Annotated in this window: 15 protein-coding genes and 2 pseudogenes; 11 read left to right on the plus strand and 6 right to left on the minus strand. The window is 74.6% G+C overall.

Translation table 11 applies throughout. The annotated features are described in order from the left end of the window. The first annotated feature begins 27 nt into the window (after positions 1 to 27). The 3 genes from Athai_RS13395 to Athai_RS13405 all read left to right on the plus strand — a co-directional run bounded on the left by Athai_RS13395 (position 28) and on the right by Athai_RS13405 (position 4,445). A complete protein-coding gene (locus Athai_RS13395; RefSeq protein ID WP_203961795.1) occupies positions 28 to 1,218 on the plus strand; it encodes an acyl-CoA dehydrogenase family protein in 1,191 nt (396 codons plus the stop codon). Positions 1,219 to 1,291: 73 nt separating this feature from the next. Continuing rightward, the gene (locus tag Athai_RS13400) at positions 1,292 to 2,164 is read left to right on the plus strand and encodes an SDR family oxidoreductase (RefSeq protein WP_203961796.1); all 873 of its coding nucleotides are present in this window, start codon (positions 1,292 to 1,294) and stop codon (positions 2,162 to 2,164) included. Then, the gene (locus Athai_RS13405; protein WP_203961797.1) at positions 2,157 to 4,445 is read left to right on the plus strand and encodes an oxidoreductase; all 2,289 of its coding nucleotides are present in this window, start codon (positions 2,157 to 2,159) and stop codon (positions 4,443 to 4,445) included. The genes Athai_RS13400 and Athai_RS13405 overlap by 8 nt, the downstream gene beginning before the upstream one ends. Here the strand turns inward: Athai_RS13405 and Athai_RS13410 are convergent. Both Athai_RS13410 and Athai_RS13415 read right to left on the minus strand, forming a co-directional pair. Beyond that, positions 4,387 to 4,743, minus strand: a complete 357-nt coding sequence (locus Athai_RS13410; protein WP_203961798.1) for an MmcQ/YjbR family DNA-binding protein — start codon at positions 4,741 to 4,743, stop codon at positions 4,387 to 4,389. The two genes, Athai_RS13405 and Athai_RS13410, sit on opposite strands and share 59 nt — an antisense overlap. A gap of 148 nt (positions 4,744 to 4,891) precedes the next feature. Continuing rightward, entirely contained in the window at positions 4,892 to 5,956 is a 1,065-nt protein-coding gene (locus tag Athai_RS13415; protein ID WP_203961799.1) for a C40 family peptidase, read from the minus strand. Positions 5,957 to 6,181: 225 nt separating this feature from the next. Here Athai_RS13415 and Athai_RS13420 point away from each other — a divergent pair, with 225 nt between their 5' ends. Further along, positions 6,182 to 7,270 (plus strand): ROK family glucokinase, encoded by a 1,089-nt coding sequence (locus Athai_RS13420; RefSeq protein WP_239156913.1) that lies wholly within the window; start codon positions 6,182 to 6,184, stop codon positions 7,268 to 7,270. 183 nt (positions 7,271 to 7,453) lie between these two features. Beyond that, entirely contained in the window at positions 7,454 to 8,890 is a 1,437-nt protein-coding gene (locus Athai_RS13425) for a hypothetical protein (RefSeq protein ID WP_203961800.1), read from the plus strand. Between the two features lie 59 nt (positions 8,891 to 8,949). Here the strand turns inward: Athai_RS13425 and Athai_RS13430 are convergent, their stop codons facing one another. Then, positions 8,950 to 12,003 (minus strand): hypothetical protein, encoded by a 3,054-nt coding sequence (locus Athai_RS13430; RefSeq protein ID WP_239156914.1) that lies wholly within the window; start codon positions 12,001 to 12,003, stop codon positions 8,950 to 8,952. Between the two features lie 153 nt (positions 12,004 to 12,156). Between Athai_RS13430 and Athai_RS13435 the strand changes: the two genes are divergently transcribed. After that, positions 12,157 to 15,309: an alpha-mannosidase gene (locus Athai_RS13435; RefSeq protein WP_203961802.1), complete on the plus strand. Its 3,153-nt coding sequence runs from the start codon at positions 12,157 to 12,159 to the stop codon at positions 15,307 to 15,309. Positions 15,310 to 15,355: 46 nt separating this feature from the next. On the opposite strand, the gene Athai_RS13440 is transcribed toward Athai_RS13435, so the two are convergent. Next, positions 15,356 to 15,511, minus strand: a complete 156-nt coding sequence (locus Athai_RS13440; protein WP_203961803.1) for a hypothetical protein — start codon at positions 15,509 to 15,511, stop codon at positions 15,356 to 15,358. 296 nt (positions 15,512 to 15,807) lie between these two features. Between Athai_RS13440 and Athai_RS13445 the strand changes: the two are divergent. The 5 genes and pseudogenes from Athai_RS13445 to Athai_RS13465 all read left to right on the plus strand — a co-directional run. Further along, a pseudogene (locus tag Athai_RS13445) lies at positions 15,808 to 16,761 on the plus strand (MFS transporter); the annotation flags it as partial. 319 nt (positions 16,762 to 17,080) lie between these two features. Continuing rightward, positions 17,081 to 17,683: a cyclodeaminase/cyclohydrolase family protein gene (locus Athai_RS13450; protein WP_203965643.1), complete on the plus strand. Its 603-nt coding sequence runs from the start codon at positions 17,081 to 17,083 to the stop codon at positions 17,681 to 17,683. Next, on the plus strand, positions 17,680 to 18,507 hold the full coding sequence (locus Athai_RS13455) for a bifunctional 5,10-methylenetetrahydrofolate dehydrogenase/5,10-methenyltetrahydrofolate cyclohydrolase (RefSeq protein WP_239157395.1): 828 nt from the start codon (positions 17,680 to 17,682) through the stop codon (positions 18,505 to 18,507). Before Athai_RS13450 ends, Athai_RS13455 begins: the two co-directional genes overlap by 4 nt. Positions 18,508 to 18,619: 112 nt before the next feature. Then, on the plus strand, positions 18,620 to 19,555 hold the full coding sequence (locus tag Athai_RS13460; RefSeq protein ID WP_203961804.1) for a DMT family transporter: 936 nt from the start codon (positions 18,620 to 18,622) through the stop codon (positions 19,553 to 19,555). A 71-nt stretch (positions 19,556 to 19,626) separates the two neighbouring features. Then, positions 19,627 to 20,310 (plus strand): DUF1707 SHOCT-like domain-containing protein, encoded by a 684-nt coding sequence (locus Athai_RS13465; protein WP_203961805.1) that lies wholly within the window; start codon positions 19,627 to 19,629, stop codon positions 20,308 to 20,310. A 54-nt stretch (positions 20,311 to 20,364) separates the two neighbouring features. On the opposite strand, the pseudogene Athai_RS13470 reads toward Athai_RS13465, so the two are convergent. After that, a pseudogene (locus Athai_RS13470) lies at positions 20,365 to 21,251 on the minus strand (universal stress protein). A gap of 198 nt (positions 21,252 to 21,449) precedes the next feature. Continuing rightward, on the minus strand, positions 21,450 to 22,196 hold the full coding sequence (locus Athai_RS13475) for a PadR family transcriptional regulator (RefSeq protein ID WP_203961806.1): 747 nt from the start codon (positions 22,194 to 22,196) through the stop codon (positions 21,450 to 21,452). Positions 22,197 to 22,279 lie beyond the last annotated feature (83 nt).

Here is a 22,279-nt window from a genome sequence, read left to right on the forward strand (position 1 = left end):
CAGCCCCCTGCGACGAGGAGTACGACCGTGACCCAGAACGAACTCCCGACCACCACCGGTGTCGTGGACGAGACCGAGTTCGCCGCGCTCAAGGCCGAGGTGGCCGACTACGTGGCCGGGCCGGCCGAGCGGTGGGCGCAGCGCATCGAACGCGACGCCGAGGTGCCGGACGCGGTGTTCGCCGAACTGCGGGACCGCGGCTACCTGTCGCTTGCGGCGCCGGTCGAGTACGGCGGGCGCGGGGTGCCGTTCTCCCGGTACCTGGAGCTGATGGAGCTGTTCTCCATGTCGCACGCCTCGATCCGGATGATCGTGCACGTGGTGAACGGCATCTGGCGGGCGATCGACCAGTTCGCCACCGACGAGCAGCGCAAGCGGTTCGTGTTGCCGGTGATCGCCGGGGAGAAGCGGGCCGCGTTCACGCTGACCGAGCCGACCGCCGGTACCGGCGCCGACCTGCGGTGCAGCGTGACGCGGGAGGGCGACACGTACTTCCTGTCCGGGGAGAAGCACCTGATCACGTTCGGGGTGAACTGCGACTGGTGGCTGCTGTTCGCCCGACTGGCCGGGACCACCGGCAAGGACGGCACGGTCGCGCTGATGGTCGACCGCGACGCCGCGGGTGTCACGGTCGAGGAGATGGCCGAGACGATGGGGGTGCGGGGCACCGACCACGCGCACCTGACGTTCGACCGTACCCCGGTGCCGGTGGGCAACCGGCTCGGCGAGGAGGGTCGCGGGCTGGAGGTCGCGCTCGGCGGGTTCCTGCAGCCGAGCCGGATCTCGGTGGCGATGAGCTGCGTGGGGCTGGCCCGGCGGGCGCACGAGCTGGCCATGGCGCACGCGCTGCGGCGGGAGACCTTCGGCAAGAAGCTCGCGCAACGGCAGGCGATCAGCTTCGCGATCGCCGAGAACGCCGCCGACATCGAGGCGGCCCGCGCGCTGACCCTGCACGCCGCGCGGGAGTGGGAGGCCGGCAGCCCGCAGTCGGCCGTACTGTCCTCGGCGTCGAAGCTGACCGCGGTCGACATGCTCACCCGGGTCACCGACCGGGCGTTGCAGATCCACGGCGGCATCGGTTACTGGTCGACCAGCCCGATCGAACGCGTGTACCGGGATGCCCGGGCGCAGCGGTTCGAGGAGGGCACCAACGAGATCCAGAAGACCGTCATCGCGCGCGAGGTGCTGCGCGAGTTCGCGGAGGGGAGCGCGGAATGAGCGCGTCTGCGCGAGTGAACCGGGAAGGCCACGGGTGGTGTCTCGCCGGCCTCGTGGTGCGAGAGGAGCGCCGATGAACCAGCGTCCGGGGGCGTACTCGCGGCCCAGCGAGTTCGCCGACACCGTCACCGTCATCACCGGAGCCTCGCGGGGCATCGGCCGGTCGCTCGCGCTGTCGCTGGCCGCGGCCGGCGGTACCGTGGTGATCAACTACAAGCGCAACACCGAGGCGGCGGAGAAGACGCTCGCCGAGGTGGAGGGGTTGGGCGGCCGCGGGATCACCGTCGCCGCCGACGTGGAGGAGCCGGACGACATCGACCGGCTGTTCGACGTGGTGCAGAGCACCTACGGCACGATCCACCACTTCGTGTCGAACGCGGCGGCCAGCTCGTTCAAGCCGATCATGGAGCTGAAGGCGCACCACCTGGACCGGTCGTACGCGATGAACGTCCGGGCACTGGTGCTCGGCGCGCAGCGGGCGGTGCCGCTGATGACCGGCGGCGGTCGGATCGTCACCCTCTCCAGCTACGGCTCGATCCGGGCCTACCCCAGCTACGCCAACCTCGGTTCGGCGAAGGCCGCCATCGAGGCGTGGGTGCGCTACATGGCGGTCGAGTTCGCGCCGTACGGGATCAACGTCAACGCGGTCAACGGCGGCATCATCGAGTCCGACTCCTCGGCGTACTTCTACGACGTACCCGGGATGCCGCCGCTCGACGACGTGCTGCGGCTGGTGCCCAAGCGGCGGATGGGTTCGGTCCGGGAGGTCTCCGACGTGGTGCTGTTCCTGCTGTCGGAGGCGTCCGGCTACATCACCGGCCAGTCGATCGTGGTGGACGGCGGGCTGTCCACCATCGCGCCGCCGTTTCACGCCGACACCACGCCGCCGCTGCGGCTGCCGGAGGTGCCGCCGGCCGCGCCGTCCCGCCGGCAGCACGATGGTTGACCGACCGGCCGGGCTGCGCCGGGTGCTCAGCCCGGTGGCGCTCGGCGGCCTGGCGCTGCCGCACCGGGTGGTGATGGGCTCGATGCACCTGGGCATCGAGGACCGCGACGACGGTGGTGCCGCGCTCGCCGCGTTCTACGCCGCGCGGGCGGCCGGCGGTGCCGGGCTGATCGTCACCGGCGGGTCGGCGGTCAGCCGGGTCGGCGCCGGCGGGGTGCACTACAGCTTCGTCAACGAGCCCGCCGACGCGCCCCGGCTGGCCCGGGTCGCGGCGGCGGTACACACGGCCGGTGGGTTGATCGCGCTGCAGCTGTTCCACGCCGGCCGCTACGCCTTCGCCGCCTCGTTCGGGCTGCAGCCGGTGGCGCCGTCGGCGGTACCGAGCCGGTTCTCGCCCGATGAGCCGCGGGCGCTGACCGGCGCCGAGGTGGCGGCGACGATCGACGACTTCGGCCGTGCGGCGGCGACCGCGCGGCGGCTCGGATTCGACGCGGTGGAGTTGATGGGTTCGGAAGGCTACCTGCTCAACGAGTTCACCTCGCCGGTGACCAACCACCGCGACGACGAGTGGGGCGGCGACCCGGCGCGGCGCCGCGCCTTCCCGCTGGCCGTACTGGCCGCCGTCCGGGCCGCCGCCGGTACCGACTTTCCGGTGATCTACCGGCTCTCCGGCGCCGACCTGATGGACGGCGCACCGGACGAGGACGAGGTGCTGGCGCTGGCGACGGCGCTCGCCGGGGCCGGCGCCGCGGCGCTCAACGTCGGCATCGGCTGGCACGAGTCCCGGGTACCGACCGTGCAGGCGCTCGTGCCGCCCGGCACCTGGGCGCCGTACGCGGCGCGGATCCGGGCCGCGGTCGACGGCGTGGTGCCGGTGATCGCCTCGAACCGGATCAACCGGCTCGCCCAGGCCGAACAGCTGCTCGCCGACGGCGCCGCGGACCTGGTCAGCCTGGCCCGGCCGTTCCTCGCCGACCCGGAACTGATCGCGCGCTCGCGCGCCGGCCGGCCGGTCAACGTCTGCATCGGCTGCAACCAGGCCTGCATCGACCGTTCGCTCACCGACGAGGCGGTCTCCTGCATGGTCAACCCGTCCGCCGGCCACGAACAAGACCTGTTCGTCGCCGGCTCGGGCGCCCCCGGCAGCGCCGGCGCGAGTGCCGGCGGCCCCGCCCCTGCCGCCCCCGGCTCCGCCCCTGGCGCCCCCGGGCCCTCCGGCGCTGCCGGCTCCGGAGGGCCCGGCGCCACGGGCCGCCGCCGGTACGCGGTGATCGGCGCCGGGCCGGCAGGGCTCGCCGCGGCACGCGCCCTGGCGAGCGCCGGTGCGCGCGTCGTGCTGTACGAGGCGGGGGCGGCGCCGGGCGGGCAGTTCCGGCTGGCCAGGCTGGTGCCCGGCAAGGCGGACTACGGCGCCACGATCGAGTACTACGCCGCCGAACTCGCCGCGCTCGGCGTCGAGCTGCGACTCGGCCACCCGGTCGGCCCGGGCGACCGAGCCGAGCTGGCCGGCTGCGCCGGCATCGTGCTGGCGACCGGTGTCGTGCCCCGGCCGGTCGAGCTGCCCGGCGCCGACGGCCCGAACGTCCTGACCTATCCGGAGGCGTTCGCCGCCGCCGACCGGCTCGGCGACCGGGTCGTCGTGGTCGGCGGCGGCGGCATCGCGGTCGACCTGGCGCACCTGCTCAGCCACGGGGCGACCGACGGCGACGAGCGGGATCGGTTCCGCGCCGAGCACGGCCTGGCCGAGCGGCCGGTCCCGGTGACCGGCGGCCGCCAGGTGACGCTGCTTCGCCGCGGCCCCCGGATCGGTGCCGGGATCGGGCGAACGACCCGCTGGACGCTGCTGGCCGCGCTGCGTCGCCGCGGCGTGCTGCTGCGCACCGGTGTGCGCTACGAGCGGATCACGCCGGAGGGCGTCGTACTGGCCGGCGGCGACGGGCCGGAGCTGGTCGGCGCCGACACCGTGGTGCTCGCCGCCGGGCAGGTACCGGCCGATGCGCTGCGGCCGATGCTCGCCGGGCTGGCCGTGCCGTACCGGGTGATCGGCGGTGCGGCGGACGGCGCGGTCGACGCCGTCACCGCCTTCGCCGCCGGCGCGGCGGCCCGCGAGCTCCTGCGCGACGCCGATCCGTCGCCACGCCCTGAGCACCCGCCGGGCCGCCGCACGGCGGCACCGCGACCTCGGGGCCGCGGCGGGGGCCGACGATGGCGCTGCCCGGTTCTCAGCGGTCGAGGAGTGCCGCGAGGGTCTTCGGTGCGACCGTCCGGTACGCCTCGGTGACGAGTTCGCGAACCTGCTCCCAGTCGGTGTCGACGTCGAGGTACACGCCGAGCCAGCCGCGGTGGCCGACGTAGGGCGGCCGGTAGAACCGGTCCGGTTCGGCGCCGATCAGCGCCTGCTGCTCGCCCTGCGGTGCCGCGCACCAGAACCCGAGCCGGTCGTCGTGATGGTGGTCGGCGTACATGACGAACAGCCGGCGGTCGCGAACGAACCAGCACGGCTCACCGTGGCTGACCCGTTCGGTGACTTCCGGCAGGTCCAGGCACGCCTGGCGCAGCCGGAGCAGCGGATCGCTCATCCGCCCAGTGTGCCGGCACCGCGGCAGGACCCGCACGGGTTCGCCGCGGGGGAGCGAGGCCTGCACGTCGGCTCACCCGGCCCACGCCAGCTGGACGGGGCCGGCCGGACCCGGCGCCGCGGTCGGATCCGGTCCGGCGGTGCGGAGGTCACAGGAACCGGCGGGCTCCCACGTACTCGTCGGCGTACCGGTGCTCGGCCACCTTGACGATCTCGACGGTGCTGATCTCGGTACTGGTGTTGTTGGGTGCGTCGATCTCGTACCCGTCGCCGAGGTACATCCCGACGTGGTGCACGTACCCGTTGTCGTGCGCGTAGAACAGCAGGTCGCCGGGCTGCAGGTCGGAGTCGGCGACGGGGGTACCGGCCGCGTACTGGGCGTCGGCGTCCCGGGGGATCGTGACGCCGTGCACGTCGTACACGGTGTGGGTGAAGCCGGAGCAGTCGAAGCCCCAGGACGAGGTGCCGGCCCACACGTACGGCAGGCCGACGTACCGCTTGGCGGTGGCGACCAGGTCGGCGCCGGTGGGTGCCGGGATGTCGGCCGCCGTGTCGTACACCGCGGCGGCGGACTCGTCGAGGTACGCCGGGCCCCGGTCGGGGGTGGCGACCTCGATCGAGGAGCCGTCGTGGCCCAGGACGGGCAGCCGGGTGTCGAGCGCGACGTCCATGCTGCGGTGGGTCCGGGCGGCGTCGTCGTACAGCCCGGTGGTGGTCGCGGTGACCAGGGCGAACGGCTGCCCGGTGTACTGCCCGAACGCCGGGTCGGTGCTGATCTGCACGTCCGGGACCCAGCCCGGGTACCCGAGCGGGTTGCGTGGCGTCGGCTGGCCGTCGACCGCCACGTACGACCAGCCGTTCTTGTGGTCGAGGATGGTCACCTTGGTGCCGTACAGCGCCTGCGTCTCCAGCTCGCCGACGAGCCACAGCCGCTGGTCGATGGTGAGCCCGTCGGTCCAGGCGCGCAGGTCGACCGGGTTGCCGGTGGCGTCCGCGTCGACCTTGCGGTCCTTGTTCGGGTCGACCCAGAGCGTGGCCGCGGCGACGTCGACGTACCCGACCGTCGCGGTCGCGTGCGAGCCGGCGGTGGCGGCCCGTGGTGTGCGGTCGACCGGTGCCGGGGCGGCGGCGGACGGTCCGGCGAGGGCGAGCGCGGCGAGCGTCGGCGCGACGGCGAGCACGGACAGCAGGCGGCGAAGTGGCGGTGTGCGCACGGCGACTCCTCCAGGGCACGACCGGGTCCGGGACACGACCGGGGCGCGGCCCAGCGACACGGGGCAGGACGGATTCATCTTTCAACCGACTACGGACAGAAGCAAGATTCCTTCGTCATCTGTTTCATCTGGTGGTACTCGATGAGGGACATGACGGACATGGCCGGGCGGGCCGATCCGTGGCCCAGCGGCCGGGCGCGGCCGATCATGGGATTCAATGCAGGAATGGCATCGCGTCAGCCGACGGCCCGCCGGTACCGCAACCGGCCGCCGTCGAGGTTCCTGCGCCGGCTCACCGTCGGCATCGACATCGGCGGTACCAAGGTGGCCGGCGGCGTGGTCGACTCCGCCGGCCGGGTGCTGGACCGTACCCGCCGGGACACCCCGGGGTTGTCCAAGAGCCCGCGCGAGGTCGAGGAGACCATCGCCGACGTGGTGGACGAGCTGACCGGCCGGCACGACGTCGCCGCGGTCGGTATCGGCGCGGCCGGTTTCGTCGACGCGACCGGGTCGTCCGTGCTGTTCGCGCCGCACCTGTCCTGGCGGCACGAGCCGCTGCGGGAGGCGCTGTCGTCCCGGCTGCGGCTGCCGGTCGTGGTGGAGAACGACGCGAACGCCGCCGCCTGGGCGGAGTGGCGGTTCGGCGCCGGCCAGGGCGAGGACCACCTGATCTGCATCACCCTGGGTACCGGCATCGGCGGCGGCATCGTGGTCGACGGGCTGGTGCAGCGCGGTCGGTACGGGGTGGCCGGCGAGTTCGGGCACATGCAGGTGGTGCCCGGTGGGCACCGCTGCGAGTGCGGCAACCGGGGCTGCTGGGAGCAGTACGCGTCGGGCAACGCGCTGGTCCGGGAGGCGCGCGAGCTGGCCACCGCGGAGTCGCCGGTGGCGCAGGCGCTGCTGGACCGGGCCGGCCGGGACGTCGCGGCGATCACCGGCCCGCTCGTCACCGAGGCGGCGATGGCCGGCGACCCGACCGCGATCGAGCTGTTCGACGAGATCGGGCACTGGCTCGGTGTGGGCATGGCGGGCCTCGCCTGCGCGCTGGACCCGGGCTGCTTCGTGATCGGCGGTGGCGTCTCGGACGCCGGCGACCTGCTGCTCAACCCCGCCCGGGAGGCGTACCGGCGGACCCTGTCCGGGCGCGGTTTCCGCCCGGAGGCGCGGATCGTCCGGGCCACCCTGGGCAACGAGGCGGGCCTGATCGGTGCCGCGGACCTGGCCCGGGAGGAGATCCGGCTGTTCGCCCGGGATCCGCGCCGGGCCAGCTACCGGCGTCGGCTGTTCTTCGCCGACGAACGCGACCGCGGCTGACCCCGCGGCGGGCCGGGGCCGGCGAGCGTTCGGTCCGCGGCCGGCGATCGTGCGGTCCGCGAGGGCGCCCGCGGCCGGCGGCTGGCGCCCGCCCCGGCTGGTCGCGGCGCCGGGGCTGTCGCGGACGCCGGTAATCTGCCATGATCGCCTGGATCGTGTCCGTTGCACCGAAGGGGGCAACCGGTGGGCGTTCGGCGAGGCATCGGGAGCATTGTCGGAATCATCGCGTTGCTGGCCGCCGTCGGGCTCCCGACGGCGGCGCAGGCGGTCGGCTGGGACGGCGTCAAGCCGTACGTCGACGGCGGTCAGTCCACCGCCGGCCTGCAGAAACTCGTCTTCACCCCGACCGACACCAGCGGCATCGACCCCGCCTACACGGCCGGGCAGCTGTCCGCCGACGGCGCGCCGGGCCTCGCCCAGGTGTACGCGCACACCAACCACCAGCTGTACTACAAGAGCAACGCCAAGTGCGCCGGCGCCCGCTCGGCGATCGACGCCGCGGACGCCGAGTACACGCTGGCCGCCTGGTGCTTCGACGGGTCGGAGGAGACCTCGAACCGGTGGCTGCCGCAGGCGGTGACCACCTCGCAGGACGCCGAACGCTCCAGCGGGTACGACGCCGGCGGCGACGAGGTGGTCGCGGTGTGGCGGCAGGAGGCGCTGTCCGACGACCGGGCCCGCTGCCCCGGGCTGCCGAACGACACCGGGCGCTCGGCCGGGCTGCGGGCCAGCTTCGCCCAGCGGCCGTACACCAACGGGACGCACACCGCGTTCCGGCACGTGCTGCTGGTGGTGCCGGGTGCACCCAACGCCGCCGGGTTGACCTTCAGCCCGGTCTGCGACGTGCACGGCGGCGGCGCGACCTGGTTCGGCCCGTACCTGTTCGTGGCCCGGCACGGCGCGGGCGTGATGGTGTTCGACACCCGGCGCACCTACCTGATCCCGAACGACACGACCTGCGGCCCGGACGGCGCCAGGCCCACGCCGAACGACGTCGGGCAGGTCACCGATTCGTCGGGCGGCGCGCAGCTGTGTGCCGCCGGCTACCGGTACGTGATGTTCCAGATCGGCACCTTCCGCACCAGCCCGTCGGGCTGCAGCACCACGCCCGACGACCTCGACGCCGGCCTGTGCTTCTCGTCGATCGCGCTGCAGTGGTCGGGCAACCAGCTGGTCAGCACCGAGTACCGGGGCACCGCCGACATGACCGCCTCCGGCGTCCCGGTGCGCATCGTCAACTGGCGGATGAGCGACCTGGTCGACCGGGTCCAGCACGGCAGCTCGACCCCGGTGACCGCGGCGTCGCTGGCCACCACGAACTTCGAGGGCATCCAGGGGGTCGTGTCGCGGCCCAACACCAGCACCGGCCACCAGGAGTACTTCATCGCCCGGACGCTGCCCGGCAGCCACGGCAGCGAGCTGTGGTACGAGCAGGACAGCGACGGCGTGTGCCCGACGCCGGGCACGTTCGTCGACGACACCGAGTCGATGGCGTACTGGCACGACTCGGCCGGCAACGCCCACCTGTGGACGCTCACCGAGTACGCGAACACCCGGATGCTGGTGCGGGTGTACACCAAGGAGTACAACGGCCGTCCGTCCGGCTGCCCCACTCAGTGACCGGCGCCCCGGCGTCGGGCGCTACAGGGTCGGGCGCCACGGGGTCGGGCGCCACGGGGTCAGGCGGCTGGGCGGTGCCGGCGGCGCACCAGTAGCAGGCCGCCGGCGAGCCCCAGCGCCACGCCGGCGGCGCCCACCGCGCTCGGCAGCGCGGTGGGGATGCCCAGGTAGACGGTGAGGCCGAGGATCCTGGACAGTCCCCACGGCAGCAGGTTCAGCTGGTCGTTCCACCAGGTCAGCACCGTCTCCAGGCCGATGGCGGCGACCAGCGCGCCGAGCACCGCCAGAGGCGTGCCGGCGGCGACCAGCACCGCACCGGCCGCCCGCCGGCGGCGGAGCCGGTAGCCGGCCCGTAGCGCCCCGAAGCTCGCCACGAACAGCCAACCGAAGGCGGCGACCGCCAGGACGACGTAGCCGGCGCGCCGGCCCGGCAGGTTCCAGAAGTCGAACCAGTACCGGCCGGGGCCGCGCACCGACAGCACCGCCAGCAGCAGGGCCGAGCGCAGCAGCGCCACCCCGCCCAGCGCCGCCCACAGCCGGAAGCCGGCGCGACGGCCGAGCAGTGCCCGCAAGACGACGGCGTACAGCAGCCAGGCGCCGAGGGTGCCGACCAGGTGCACCGGCGAGGCGAACCAGCCGTACGCGGCGCGGCTGAGGACCAGCACGCCGGCCGGCAGCGCCCAGACCAGGAGCCGATCGGTCCGCGACCGCGGCGGGTCCAGCTCGGCGAGCCGCCACGGCCGGGTCGCCCCGAGCCACAGCCCCCGCACCGCGGTAGCACCGGGAGCCGAGCGCACCGCACCGGGGCGTCCGCGGTGCGCCCAGGCGCCGGCGGCGAGCGCGAGCAGCGTGATCGCCAGCAGCGCCCGGGACAGCCACGCCATCGCGACGTCCCGGTCGGCGCGGGCCAGGCCGAGCTCGGCGGCGGTGAAGTTGTAGGCCGGCAGCGCGAGCGAGTCACCGTACCGGGCCCGGTGCTGGGCGCGCCGGGCCACGAACTCACGCTGCGCCGCGTGCCAGGCGTCGTACGCGCGGTGCGAACCGGTGTCCAGCCACTCGGCGTGCCGCAGCACCAGGGTGCGGTAGGCGGCCAGGGTGCGAAACAGGCTCTGCTGGTAGTCCAGCGCGGCGAGGAAGCGCCCGCGCAGCGCGGGTTCGGTCCAGTCGCCGGGATCGGTACCGGCGATCAGCGCACGCATCCGCCGCACCACTCGTACCGCGGTGCGGCCCTGTTCGATCGCCTCGTCGAGGTGGCCGCGGCAGATCTGGTAGATCGTGTCGAAGGTCGCGGAGTCGCCGGACACGATGTCCCACTCGAAGATCCACATCATCGGCGGCGGGTGCAGGCCGAGCGCGGTGACGGAACGGTCGGCGTACGGGCCGATGTACAGGCCGTCGGTGATCGCGGTGCGCGACAGCGCGAACGCCGCGGAGATCGCCCGTACCGCGGCCGGGTCGGTGGCGAGCGTCTGCCGCACCCAGTCCGCCCGGGCCCGGGCGAGGTCGAGGTCGGGGTGCCACGCCAGCCGGGCGGCGAGGTAGACGTTGAGGTCCCACAGCTGCCAGAACCCGTGCCGCAGGTACATCGCCCGCGGGCCGGCGTAGAGCGGGCCGCCCTCCTGCGCCCAGTCCCAGACCCCCTCGATGTGCGGGTTGTCGGCGAGCAGCCGACGCAGCGCGGTCTGGTCGAGGGCGCCGAGATCGTCGGGCAGCGCGCCGAGTCCCTCGAACTCGCGCCGGGACTGGATCTCCACGATGCGCCGCTGGTCGCCGACCGCGAGCGTCGGGTTCAGTGCCAGGTGACTGTAGAAGTCGCCGGCGCTGTACTTCGTCGACACGATCAGGTGCCGGTCGTGGATGGACCCGAGTACCCGCCGGTACGAGTCGGGGTTGGTGTGCAGGTCGCCGACCGGCCCGACGCCGACCGTCCAGGACCGGAAGATGACGTCCTTGCCGGCCGCGGCGGCGGGCGCGAGGACCGCGCGCAGCATCCGGCGCACCGCGGCGGCCGTGGTGACCGCCAGCGCCGACGAGTAGTCCGAGCCGGGCACGTCGTAGTCGGCGCCGCCCTCGCCGACCCGGATCATCATCCCGGCAAGGTAGGGCAGCTCGTGGAACAGCTCGGCGACGCCGGCCCGGTAGACCGACCACAGCGCCGGCGAGTCGACGTCCAGCCCGCCGGCGTGCCGGTCCAGGTAGCGCACCAGCGGTGGGTCGGTGGCGAGCATGTCGGTGGACAGGTAGACCTTCATGCCCATGTCGTGCGCGTACTTCCAGACCGGCCCGAAGCTGCGCCGCATCGCCCGGGCCCGCGCCGGGTGCGGGTCGCCGGCGGGGTAGACACCCAGCTCGCCGAACGTCACGTACTCCAGGAAGCCGTCGACGACCACGGCGTTGTACCCCTGGGCGAGCGACCGGTCCACGAACGCCCGGAACTCGCGGGCGATGCGTGCCACGGCCTTCCGGTCCACCCACGGCGCGGCCGGCAGCATCGCCGCCGCGGCCCGCCCGGTACCGAGGGAGTAGTCGTCGCCGCGGGCGAACCGGGCCGGGTCGTCGTCCAGACCGACCGCGCCCGCGTCGGTCAACCGCAGCCCGAGCCGCGGACGCTGCACGGCGCCCTGCTCGGCGGCGGGTACCAGCGTGCTGGCCGACCGGACCCGGTCGGCCAGGGTGTACAGCCCGGCCCGCGCGCCGGCCGCGGTTCCCGCGGTGACGCCGATCCTGGTGCCGGCCCGGCGGAGCCGGAACTGCTCGCCCGTGAGCCCGGACCCGGCGTCGATCCGGGCGACGACCGCGGCCGCCGCCGACGGGTGCGACCCGACCGCCGGCCGGGCCAGCCCACGACCCGCGTACGCGTCGGCCAGCGAGGTCGCCGCGAGTCGCACCGATCGGTCCGCGGGCACCGCGATCGTCGAGACCGGCGGCGCCGGTACGTCCGGGCGCGCGGCCGCGGCGTGGGTGTGCTCGGCCGGTACCCGCACCGGTTGGTGGCGCTGGCCCAGGAAGGCGCTCAGCGATCCGGCCACCAGACCACCCAGCGCGACGAGAACGACGAGTACCGCGACGAGCGTCACGGACCGTGGTCGCGCCGGCGGGGGAGGGCTGGGCACGGGCACATTCTGGCATGAACGACGCAGGTTGCGGTTCCGGCGTGACGAGAAGATCTGACCCTGGCGCCACCGGCGGTGGGTGACATAGCGTGGCGCGCAATGCCCGATGACAACGATGACCGGGAACCTCTGAGAGCGTGGGGGATCTGAGCAGTGCATGACGATCGTGTCCTGGTCGAGGCGCGCCTCGACCGGGCGATGAACCAGTGGATCCGGCCGGCGATCTACACCGCGACCGCGCCGCTCACCGTCGAGGTCTGGCACGTACCGGACGAGCCCGGTCCGGGCGGCGCGCCGATCGCCGCGGACCCGGTGCAGGTGGCCGAGGCGCTCGCCGCGGACTACCAGCCGATGCCGATCGGTACCGCCTGGGGCCGGCCGTGGTCGACCAGCTGGCTGCGGGTGCGCGGCGAGGTGCCGGCGTCGTTCGCGGGCGAGCGGGTGGAGGCGGTGTTCGACCTGGGCTTCAGCGGCGGCCCGGGCTTCTCCGCCGAGGCGATGGCCTACGACCAGGCGGGGGTGCCGATCAAGGCGCTGCACCCGCTGAACCGGTACCTGCCGGTGGCCCGGCCGGCCGCCGGCGGCGAGCGGGTCGACCTGCTGCTGGAGGCGGCGGCGAACCCGCAGATCTCGATGGGGATCGAACCCACCCAGCTGGGCGACAAGTACACCGCGGGCGACGCGCCGCTCTACCAGCTGCGGGCCGCCGACGTGGCGGTGCTGGACGAGACGGTGTTCGCGCTGGTCGCGGACGTGGACGTGCTGTCCGAGCTGATGCACGAGCTCAGCGTCGAGGACCCGCGCCGGCACGAGATCCTGCGCGCGCTGGAGCGGATGCTCGACACGATCGACCTGCACGACGTGCCGGGTACCGCGGCCGCCGGCCGCGCCGAGCTGGCCGAGGTGCTGTCCCGCCCGGCGAACGCGTCGGCGCACCGGATCTCCGCGGCCGGTCACGCGCACATCGACTCGGCGTGGCTGTGGCCGCTGCGCGAGACGGTACGCAAGTCGTCCCGGACGTTCGCGAACGTCACCGCGCTCGCCGCGGAGTACCCGGAGCTGGTGTTCGCCGCCTCCCAGGCGCAGCAGTACGCCTGGGTGAAGAAGGCGCAGCCGGCGGTCTGGGAGCGGATCAAGCAGGCGGTCGCGGCCGGCAACTGGGCGCCGGTCGGATCGATGTGGGTCGAGTCGGATGCGAACCTGCCCGGCGGTGAGGCGCTGGTCCGCCAGATCACCCAGGGCAAGCGGTTCTTCGCACAGGAGCTGGGCGTGGACACCCGCGGCATCTGGCTGCCCGACTCGTTCGGCTACACCGCCGCGTTCCCGCAGATCGCCCGGCTGGCCGGGCTGGACTGGTTCCTGACCCAGAAGATCTCCTGGAACCAGGTCAACCGGATGCCGCACCACACGTTCTGGTGGGAGGGCATCGACGGCACCCGGATCTTCACCCACTTCCCGCCGGCCGACACGTACAACGGGACGTTCGCCGGCGACGAGCTGGCCCGCGCGGTGCGCAACTACGCGGAGAAGGGCGCCGGCACGATCTCGCTGCTGCCGTTCGGGCACGGCGACGGCGGCGGCGGCCCCACCCGCGAGATGCTGGAGCGGGCCCGCCGGCTGCGCGACCTGGAGGGCTCGCCGAAGGTCACCATCGAGCACCCGGACGAGTTCTTCGCCGCCGCCCGCGCGGAGTACCCGGACGCGCCGGTGTGGTCCGGCGAGATGTACCTGGAGCTGCACCGCGGCACGTTCACCTCGCAGGCGAAGACCAAGCAGGGCAACCGGTTCTCCGAGCACCTGCTGCGCACCGCGGAGCTGTGGGCGGCGACCGCGGCCGTGCACGCCGGGGCGGACTACCCGTACGAGGCGCTGGACGAGCTGTGGCAGACGGTGCTGCTGCACCAGTTCCACGACATCCTGCCGGGTTCCTCGATCGCCTGGGTGCACCGCGAGGCGCGGGAGACCTACGGCCGGCTCCGGGAGCAGCTGACCGGGTTGATCGACGCGTCGACGCGGGCGCTGGGCGACGGCGACGGCGGGCTGCGGGTGTTCAACGCCGCTCCGACCGACCGCGCCGAGGTCACCGCCGTACCGGCCGATCTGGCCGCGACGGCGGGGCTGGCCGCCGACGCGGCGCAGAAGCTGTCCGACGGCAGCGTCGCCGCGTTCGCCACCGTACCGGCGCTGGGCGTCGGCACCGTGGCGCCGGACCTGCCGGCCGGCGGCGCCGTGACCCCGTCCACTGTGGACGGGCTGGTGCTGGACAACGGGCTGCTGCGGGTCACCGTCGACGAGCGCGGCCTGATCACCTCGGTGTACGACCACGCGCACGGCCGCGAGGTGCTGGCCCCCGGCAGCTACGGCAACCTGCTGCAGCTGCACCCCGACCACCCGAACAAGTGGGACGCCTGGGACCTGGACAAGCACTACCTGCGCCGGCACACCGACCTGACCGAGGCGGAGTCGGTCGAGGTGGTCGAGCGGGGCCCGCTGCTGTCCGCGATCCGGGTGGTGCGCCGGTTCGGCGAGTCCACCGCGACGCAGACGCTGGTGCTCGCCGCGGGCAGCCGCCGGCTGGACGTGCGGACCGAGATCGACTGGCGCGAGTCGGAGAAGGTACTCAAGGCGGCGTTCCCGATCGACGTGCACGCGGAGCGGGAGTCGGCCGAGATCCAGTTCGGTCACGTGCACCGGCCCACGCACACCAACACGTCGTGGGACGCGGCCCGGTTCGAGGTGTACGCGCACCGCTGGATCCACGTCGGCGAGCCCGGCTACGGCGTCGCGCTGGTGACCGACTCGACCTACGGCCACGACGTGCACCGCGCCACCCGGGACGCCGGCGGCACGACCACCACGGTACGGCTGTCGCTGCTGCGCGCGCCGCACAGCCCCGATCCGCACACCGACATCGACACCCACACCTTCAGCTACGCGCTGGTGCCGGGTGCCGAGATCGGCGACGCGGTGGCCGAGGGGTACGCGCTGAACCTGCCGCTGCGGGTCGCGGCGGCCGGCGCCACGCCGGATCCGTTGGTACGGCTGGACAACCCGGCGGTGGCGGTGGAGGCGGTCAAGCTGGCCGACGACGGCTCCGGCGACGTGGTCGTCCGGGCGTACGAGTCGCGGGGCGGCCGGGCCGACGTCTCGCTGCGTCCTGGCTTCGCCGCGACTGCGGTCACCGAGGTGGATCTGCTGGAACGCCCGCTGGACGACGGCGCCGCGGACCTGCTCGACGCCGACGGCACGGTGCGGCTGACGTTCCGGCCGTTCCAGATCCGCACCCTGCGGCTGCGCCGCGGCTGACCGAGGTGCCCGGGAGGTGCCGGCCGGTACCTCCCGGGCGGCCGGGTCAGGTCCCGGCGCGCCGGATGCGGATGCCGTCGACGGCGCCGGCCGGCCGGCCGCCGGCCGCGAGCACCGCGGCGAGCCGGCCGCTTCGATCCACCTCGTCCGGCGCCGCGTACTCCAGCACCAGGGTCCCCGACGGGCCGCCTGCGGCGCCCAACGCCCTCCGGTACGGTCGTCGCCGCGTCGATCCGCACGCCTGCCCCGTCCCCCGATTCCGTTGCGGCGTCGACTCCGGTATCTCGGCCGGGGCTGCTGGCGATGGCCGTTCTCACCGACTCGGGCGCGGGACGCCAGCCGCGTGCCCGAGCGCCGTCGCGGAGTGCACGATGGTGTGGCTCCCGTCACGATCCGGGCGTGCCGTGGTGCGGCAGCCGGCCGGGCGGCGGAGATGATCGGCAGGCACCGGTTCGGCCGTGGACGCCGTACGGTCCGGCGACGGAATGTGGGGCAGGTATGCGGCGGGATCGGCTGGGCGCGTCCGGCGTGTTCGTGGTGCACGGCGCGGTCACCGGCACGTTCGCCACCCGGGTGCCGTGGCTCGCCGACCACGTCGGCGTCGGTACCGGCCAGCTCGGCCTGGCACTGCTGTTCCCGGCGATCGGTGCGATCGGTGCGATGTCGTTCACCGGCCGGCTGCTGCACCGCTACGACGGCCGGCGGGTCACCCGGGTCCTGCTGGGCTGCTGGTGCGCCGCGCTGCTGCTGCCCGCACTGGCCCCGAACCTGCCGGCACTGTGCGCGGCGCTGCTGATCTACGGTGCGGCCTCCGGGATGGCCGACGTGGCGATGAACGCCGAGGCGGTCGCCGTCGAGCAGGCAGTCGGCCGGTCGATCATGTCCGGACTGCACGGGCTGTGGAGCGTCGGCGGGCTCGCCGCCTCCGGGGTCGGCGTGCTGGCCGCGGCCCTGAACGTGGACGGCCGGCTGCACTTCGCGGTACTGGCGGCCGTGCTGCTGGTGCTCGGCCAGTTCGCGGCCCGGCTGCTGCCGCCGGTACGGCCCCGGCCGGACGCGGTCGAGCCGCCCGCGTTCGCACTGCCGCCCCGCCCGGTGCTGCTGCTCGGGCTGCTCGGGTTCTGCGCGGTGTTCGGTGAGGGCGCCGGCTCGGACTGGGCGGCCAAGTACCTGACCGACGTCGCCCACGCGCCGCAGGGCGTCGCGGCCGGCGCGTACACCGGGTTCGCGTTCGCGATGGCTGCCGGCCGGCTGGTCGGTGACGGCGTGGTCAACCGGATCGGGGTGGTCGGCACGGTACGGATGGGCGGCATCCTCGCCGCCGCCGGCGCGGTGCTCGTCGCGGTGTCCCGCCAGGCGGCACCGGGCATTCTCGGGTTCGCGCTGCTCGGCGTCGGGGTGTCGGTGGTGGTACCGCTGACCTTCACCGCGGCCGGCTCGGCCACCAGCCATCCGGGGCACGCGATCGCCGGCGTCGCGACCATCTCGTACGGCGCCGGGTTCGCCGCGCCGGCGGTGATCGGCGGTATCGCCGGCGCCTCCTCACTGTCCGTGTCGTTCGTGGTGGTGGCGGTGCTGACCGGACTGATCGCGGTGGGGGCGACCCGCTTCGCCCCCGCCGCCGCTGAGCCGCCGGCGGACCCTCCGGCATCCGTGCCGGCCAGCCGGTGCCGTGAGGGCCGGCCCCGCAGTGCCGCGACACCTTGCGAGCCCGGCCGGCAGTTGCCGGGTACCGGAGCACCCGGCAATCCGGCGCACGTAGGCTCGCCGCATGCAGAGTGTCGACGACTGGCTCGCCGAACTGGGGTCCGCGGCGCCCGCGCCGGGCGGCGGCGCCGCCGCGGCGATGACCGCCGCGATCGCCGCCGGACTGGTCGAGATGGTGGCCAACCTGACCACCGGCCGCACCAAGTACGCGGCATACGAGCCGGCGACCACCCGGATCCTGGCCCGCGCCGGGCAGCTGCGGACCGAGGCGGTCGCACTCGTCGGCCGGGACGCGGCGGCGTTTCGCGAGCTGATGGCGACCTACCGGACGGACCGCTCCGATCCGGGCCGGGCCGCGGCGATCCGCGCCGCGACGGTGGCCGCCGCCGAGCCGCCGCTGGCGATCGCGGCCGTGGCCGCCGAGATCGCCGACCTGGCCGCCGAACTGCCCGGCCGCTCCAACCGGACGGTGCTCTCCGACGTCGCGGTCGCGGCCAGCACGGCCGCCGCGGCGATCGAGTCCGCCGCGATCAACGTCGAGATCAACCTGGCCGCGCTGCCCGAGCCGGACCGGGCGCCGCTCGCGGCGCGGCTCGCCGCGGCCACCGACCGCCTTGCCCCGGCCCGCGAGCTGGCCGGCCGGCTGCGCGCGGAGCTGTCGTCGTGACCGGCCGGCTCATCGACGGCCGGGCGATCGCCGCGGCGCTGCGCGCCGAACTCGCCGACCGGGTCGCCGCCGCGCCGGTCCGGCCGTGCCTCGCGATCGTGGTGCCGACAGCGGACGAGGGCGCCGCCTGGTACGTGCGGCAGCTGTCCCGCACCGCCGAGCGGCTCGGCATCGAGTGCCGGGTGGTCGGGCCGCCGGTCGGCGCCGACGAGCTGGTCGACCGGCTGGCCGAGCTGTCCGCCGACGACACCGTGCACGGCGTGCTGTGCCAGACACCACTGCCAGCCGGCGTCACGCCGGTGCAGGCGGGCAGCGCGATCGACGTGGCGAAGGACGTCGACGGCGCCAACCCGCGCTCGGCCGGGCTGCTCGCCGCCGGGGCCAGCGCCTACCCGCCGGCCACCGCCGCCGCGGTGCTGCACCTGCTGCGCGCCGAGGGGGTCGAGCTGGCCGGCCGGAACGCCGTCGTGGTCGGCCGGTCCACCGTGGTCGGGAAGCCGGCGGCGACGCTGCTGCTCGCCGAGCAGGCCACCGTCACCGTGTGTCACTCTCGCACCCGGGATCTCGCCGAACACACCCGCCGGGCCGACGTGCTGGTCGCGGCGGTCGGCCGGGCCGGGCTGCTCGGTGCCGAGCACGTCGCGCCCGGCGCGGTGGTCGTCGACGTCGGGACCAACCCGACCCCGGACGGTGGGCTGACCGGCGACGTCCGCACCGACGAGGTGGTCGACGTCGCCGCCGCCGTCACCCCGGTACCGGGCGGGGTCGGCCCGGTCACCACCGCCACGCTGCTCTCGCACGTGGTACACGCCGCAGGAGTCTGACCCCGGGCGCGACGGGGGCCCGGGGCGAGGCGGTCGGGCTCGCCCCGGCCGGTCAGCGAACGATGCGGGGTGCGGCTCGCGCCGGGCACGGTCGGCAGGACATGATCGAGCCATGACCGGACCTGCCCGTACCCGCGACCTGACCTGGCTGGTGGCACTGTCGTCGGCGCTGTGGGGCACCGACGCGCTGCTGCGCAAGCCGCTCACCACCCAGCTACCCACCCCGCTGATCGTGGTGCTGGAGCACGCCGTGTGCGTGGCGATCCTGTCCCCGCTGCTGCCGCGGGCCTGGCGCGGCTGGCGGCGGCTGACCGGTCGGCAGCGGCTCGCCATGATCGGCGTCGGTGCCGGCGCCTCGGCGCTGGCCACCACGCTGTTCACCCTGGCGTTCACCAAGGGCGACGCGATCACCCCGCTGGTACTGCAGAAGCTGCAGCCGCTGTTCGCCATCGGGCTGGCCGGGCTGCTGCTGGGCGAGCGGCTGCACCGGCGGTACCTGCTGTTCGTGGTGCCGGCGCTGGCCGGCGCCTGGCTGTTGACCTTCCCGGACCCGCTGCACGTCGGCCTGGCAAGCGCCGAGGCGGCGCTGCTCGCGGTCGGTGCCGCCGCGCTGTGGGCCGGCGGTACGGTGCTGGGCCGGCTGGTGTCCGCCGAACTCGATCCGACCACGCTCACCGTGCTGCGGTTCGCGATCGGGCTGCCCACCGCGGTGTTGATCGCGCTGGCGACCGGTACCTCGTGGCGGGTGGCGCCGGGGGACTGGCCCGCGGTGGTGGCGCTGGCGCTGATCCCGGGCCTGCTCGCGCTCCTGCTGTACTACCGTGGGCTGCGCCGGACCCCGGCGTCGCGTGCCACCCTGGCCGAACTGGCGTTCCCGGCGACGGCCGCGCTGGTCGGGGTGTTCGCGCTCGGCGACAGGTTCGCGCCGACCCAGTGGCTCGGCGTGGCGCTGGTGGTCGCGGCGGTCACCGCGCTGGGCGTACACGAACGGTCCGCGGCCGGACCGGCGGTGGTCACCGGCCGGCTCGCCACCTCCGAGGGGGTCTGAGGCGCCGTCGGGGCCGGCGGCGACCGGTTCTGCGTCCGCTCCCGCGGCTCGGGGTCATCCCTGAGGGCTGGATGGGGGACAGCTCGGTACCGCACCCGATGCCCGCGGCCCGTCTCGCCCGGAAGCATGGTGGGCATGGCACTGCAGACTCCGGCGGCGCCGCGGCCCGCCGACGCCGACCCCGCGTCGGGCGGGGCGCGCGGGGCATCGAGCCGACCGACGACGAGCGGGACGCGCTGGTGGGACGGCTGCGCGAGGCGGTCGGCGCCGGCCGGTTGGATCTGGCCGAGTTCGACCGGCGGGCCGCCGCGGCCTACGCCGCGTCCAGCCGGTCCCAGTTCGCGGCACTCACCGCCGACCTGGTGCCGGCCCCGCCGCGGCCGCCGCGCTGGACCGGCGACGCCGGTGCGGTGCTGGTGCGGTTCGGGCCGCTGGCCATCACCGCCGACACGGTGCGTACCCCGGGCGGCAGCTTCCCGCTGTCCGGTTCGGTGTGGCGCAGCTACGACTACTGGCAGACCCGCCGGGTGATCCCGACCGCGGCGATCGTGGCCGCGGTGCTCGGCTTCTTCGTGGTGCCGTTCGTCTCGCTGCTGTTCCTCCTGGTCCGGCAGGACCAGACCACCGGGGTGGTGCAGGTCTGCGGCACCGACGGCGGCCGGCAGCACGTGGTGGACCTGCCGGTGACCGGCGCCGCGCAGGCGCACGCGATCCACCGGCAGGTCCAGTACGTCCAGCTGCTCGCCGGTCGCTGACGGCGGCGCGCGGCGCGCCGGAGCGACGCGCCCGCCACCGCCCGGCGGCCGGGCTCACTCCTGCGTCGCGCGGTCCTTGATGATCGCGACCGGGCAACTCGCGTTGTGCAGCACCGACTGGCTGACCGAGCCGAGCAGCAGCCCCTTGAAACCGCCGCGGCCGCGGGAACCGACCACGACCAGCTGGGCGTCCGCCGCCGCCTCCAGCAGCACCTGCGCCGCGCTGCCCATCGACACCTGGCGGCGCACCCGCACGTCCGGATACCGCTCCTGGTAGCCGGCGAGGCTCTCGGCCAGTGCCCGGTCCTGGTCGTCGCCGAACTGGTCCACGTTGACCTGCATCGGCACCAGGTCCAGCCCGGCCGGCACCTGCCAGGCGCTGACCGCCACCAGCTCCGCGTCGCGGAACGACGCGGCTTCGAAGGCGAACGCCACCGCCGACTCGGACAGCTCCGAGCCGTCCACGCCGACCACGACCGGCCCGTGGCCGTCGCCCTCGCCGCGCGGCGGAACCACCACGACGGGGCTCGCCGCGTGCGCCGCGACCTGCACGCTCACCGACCCGACCAGCAGCCCCGGAAACCGCCGTAACCGCGACTGCCGAGCACCACCAGCCGGGCCCGCTGGGACTCGTCGACCAGCGCCTCGGCCGGTACGCCCTCGATCACGGTGCCGCTGACCGCGAGTTCGGCGCCGGCCGCCTTGCGGGCCCGGTCCGCCGCCTCGCCGATCATGCGCTCGAACCCGGGACGCAGCTCGGACTCGCTCGGCAGGCTCTCCGGCGCGACCGAGGCGGCCAGCGACGGGAACGGGAAGACGTAGATCAGCCGCAGTGGAAGGTTGCGTTCGGCCGCGAACCGTGCCGCCCAGTCGATCGCCGCCCCGCCGGCCTGCGACCCGTCGACGCCCACCACGACCGGGCCGTCCGGGATCTGTGTCATCTTGCGCTCTCCTCACCACAGCAGCCGGGCCCGGCCGGGCCCGGCTGCTGCCATGATCGCCCGACGCAGTGGCCAGCGTCCCGTTTTTGACCGCGGAAGTGATCCGTCAGTCGTTCCGGAGCTGCACCCGCGCCCCCGGCCCCCGGTGTACTCGCGCAGCGGCTCCGGCAGGCAGCCACCGCCGTGCGGCGCGGACCGCTACGCGTCGTCGGCCGGTGCGCCGTCGGTCGGCTCGTCCGACTCGTCCTCCGCGAGGATCCGGTACAGCTGGCGGCGGGTGTCGGCCATCAGCTTGGTGGCCGCGGCGACCTGCTGCCGGTTGCCGGCGCTGACCACCTGGCCGAACGCCTGCATCACCTGCCGGCCGGTGTCGGCCAGGGCGAGCCAGCTCTCGTCGACGCCCTCGGCTGCCGACCGCCACACCCCGTCGATCTCGTCGCGGTGCTCCTCGACGTACTCCCGGCCCTGGTCGGTCACGGTGAACACCCGCTTGCCCGCGCCGGGCTGCGGCTCGATCAGGCCCTCGTCCTCCAGTTGCTGCAGGGCCGGGTAGACCGCGCCGGGGCTGGCCCGCCAGGCGCCCTCGCTGCGAGTGGCGATCTCGCGCATCAGCTGGTAGCCGTGCATCGGCTGCTCGGCGAGCAGCCCCAGCGCGGCGAGCCGGATGTCGCCGCGGGCCGCCCGCGAGCCGCGCCGGCCGCCGCGGTGGCCGCCGGGTCCGAACGGGAAGCCCGGTCCGAAGCCGCCGAAGCCGGGGCCGAAGCCCGGCCCTCCGCCGCGCCAGCCCCGGTGGTACGCGCGTCGCTCGGCGCCGCCGTGCCCGCGGCCGCCGCGATCGCGGCTGCGCCCGCCGTCGTGGTGGTGGCCGGACTCGGCGTAGCGGGCGAACCCGCGTCCGAGGGCGCCGCGCAGGTGTGCCATTCGTGGGTCCATGGCGTAATCCATGATCCTTCTCCTTTACCTTCTCAGCTCTATCACGTGTCTTCGAAGATATATCGCTAACGCTCTTCTGGCAAGGGTGTTGCTGT

The organism is Actinocatenispora thailandica (assembly GCF_016865425.1).
GTDB classification, from domain to species: domain Bacteria; phylum Actinomycetota; class Actinomycetes; order Mycobacteriales; family Micromonosporaceae; genus Actinocatenispora; species Actinocatenispora thailandica.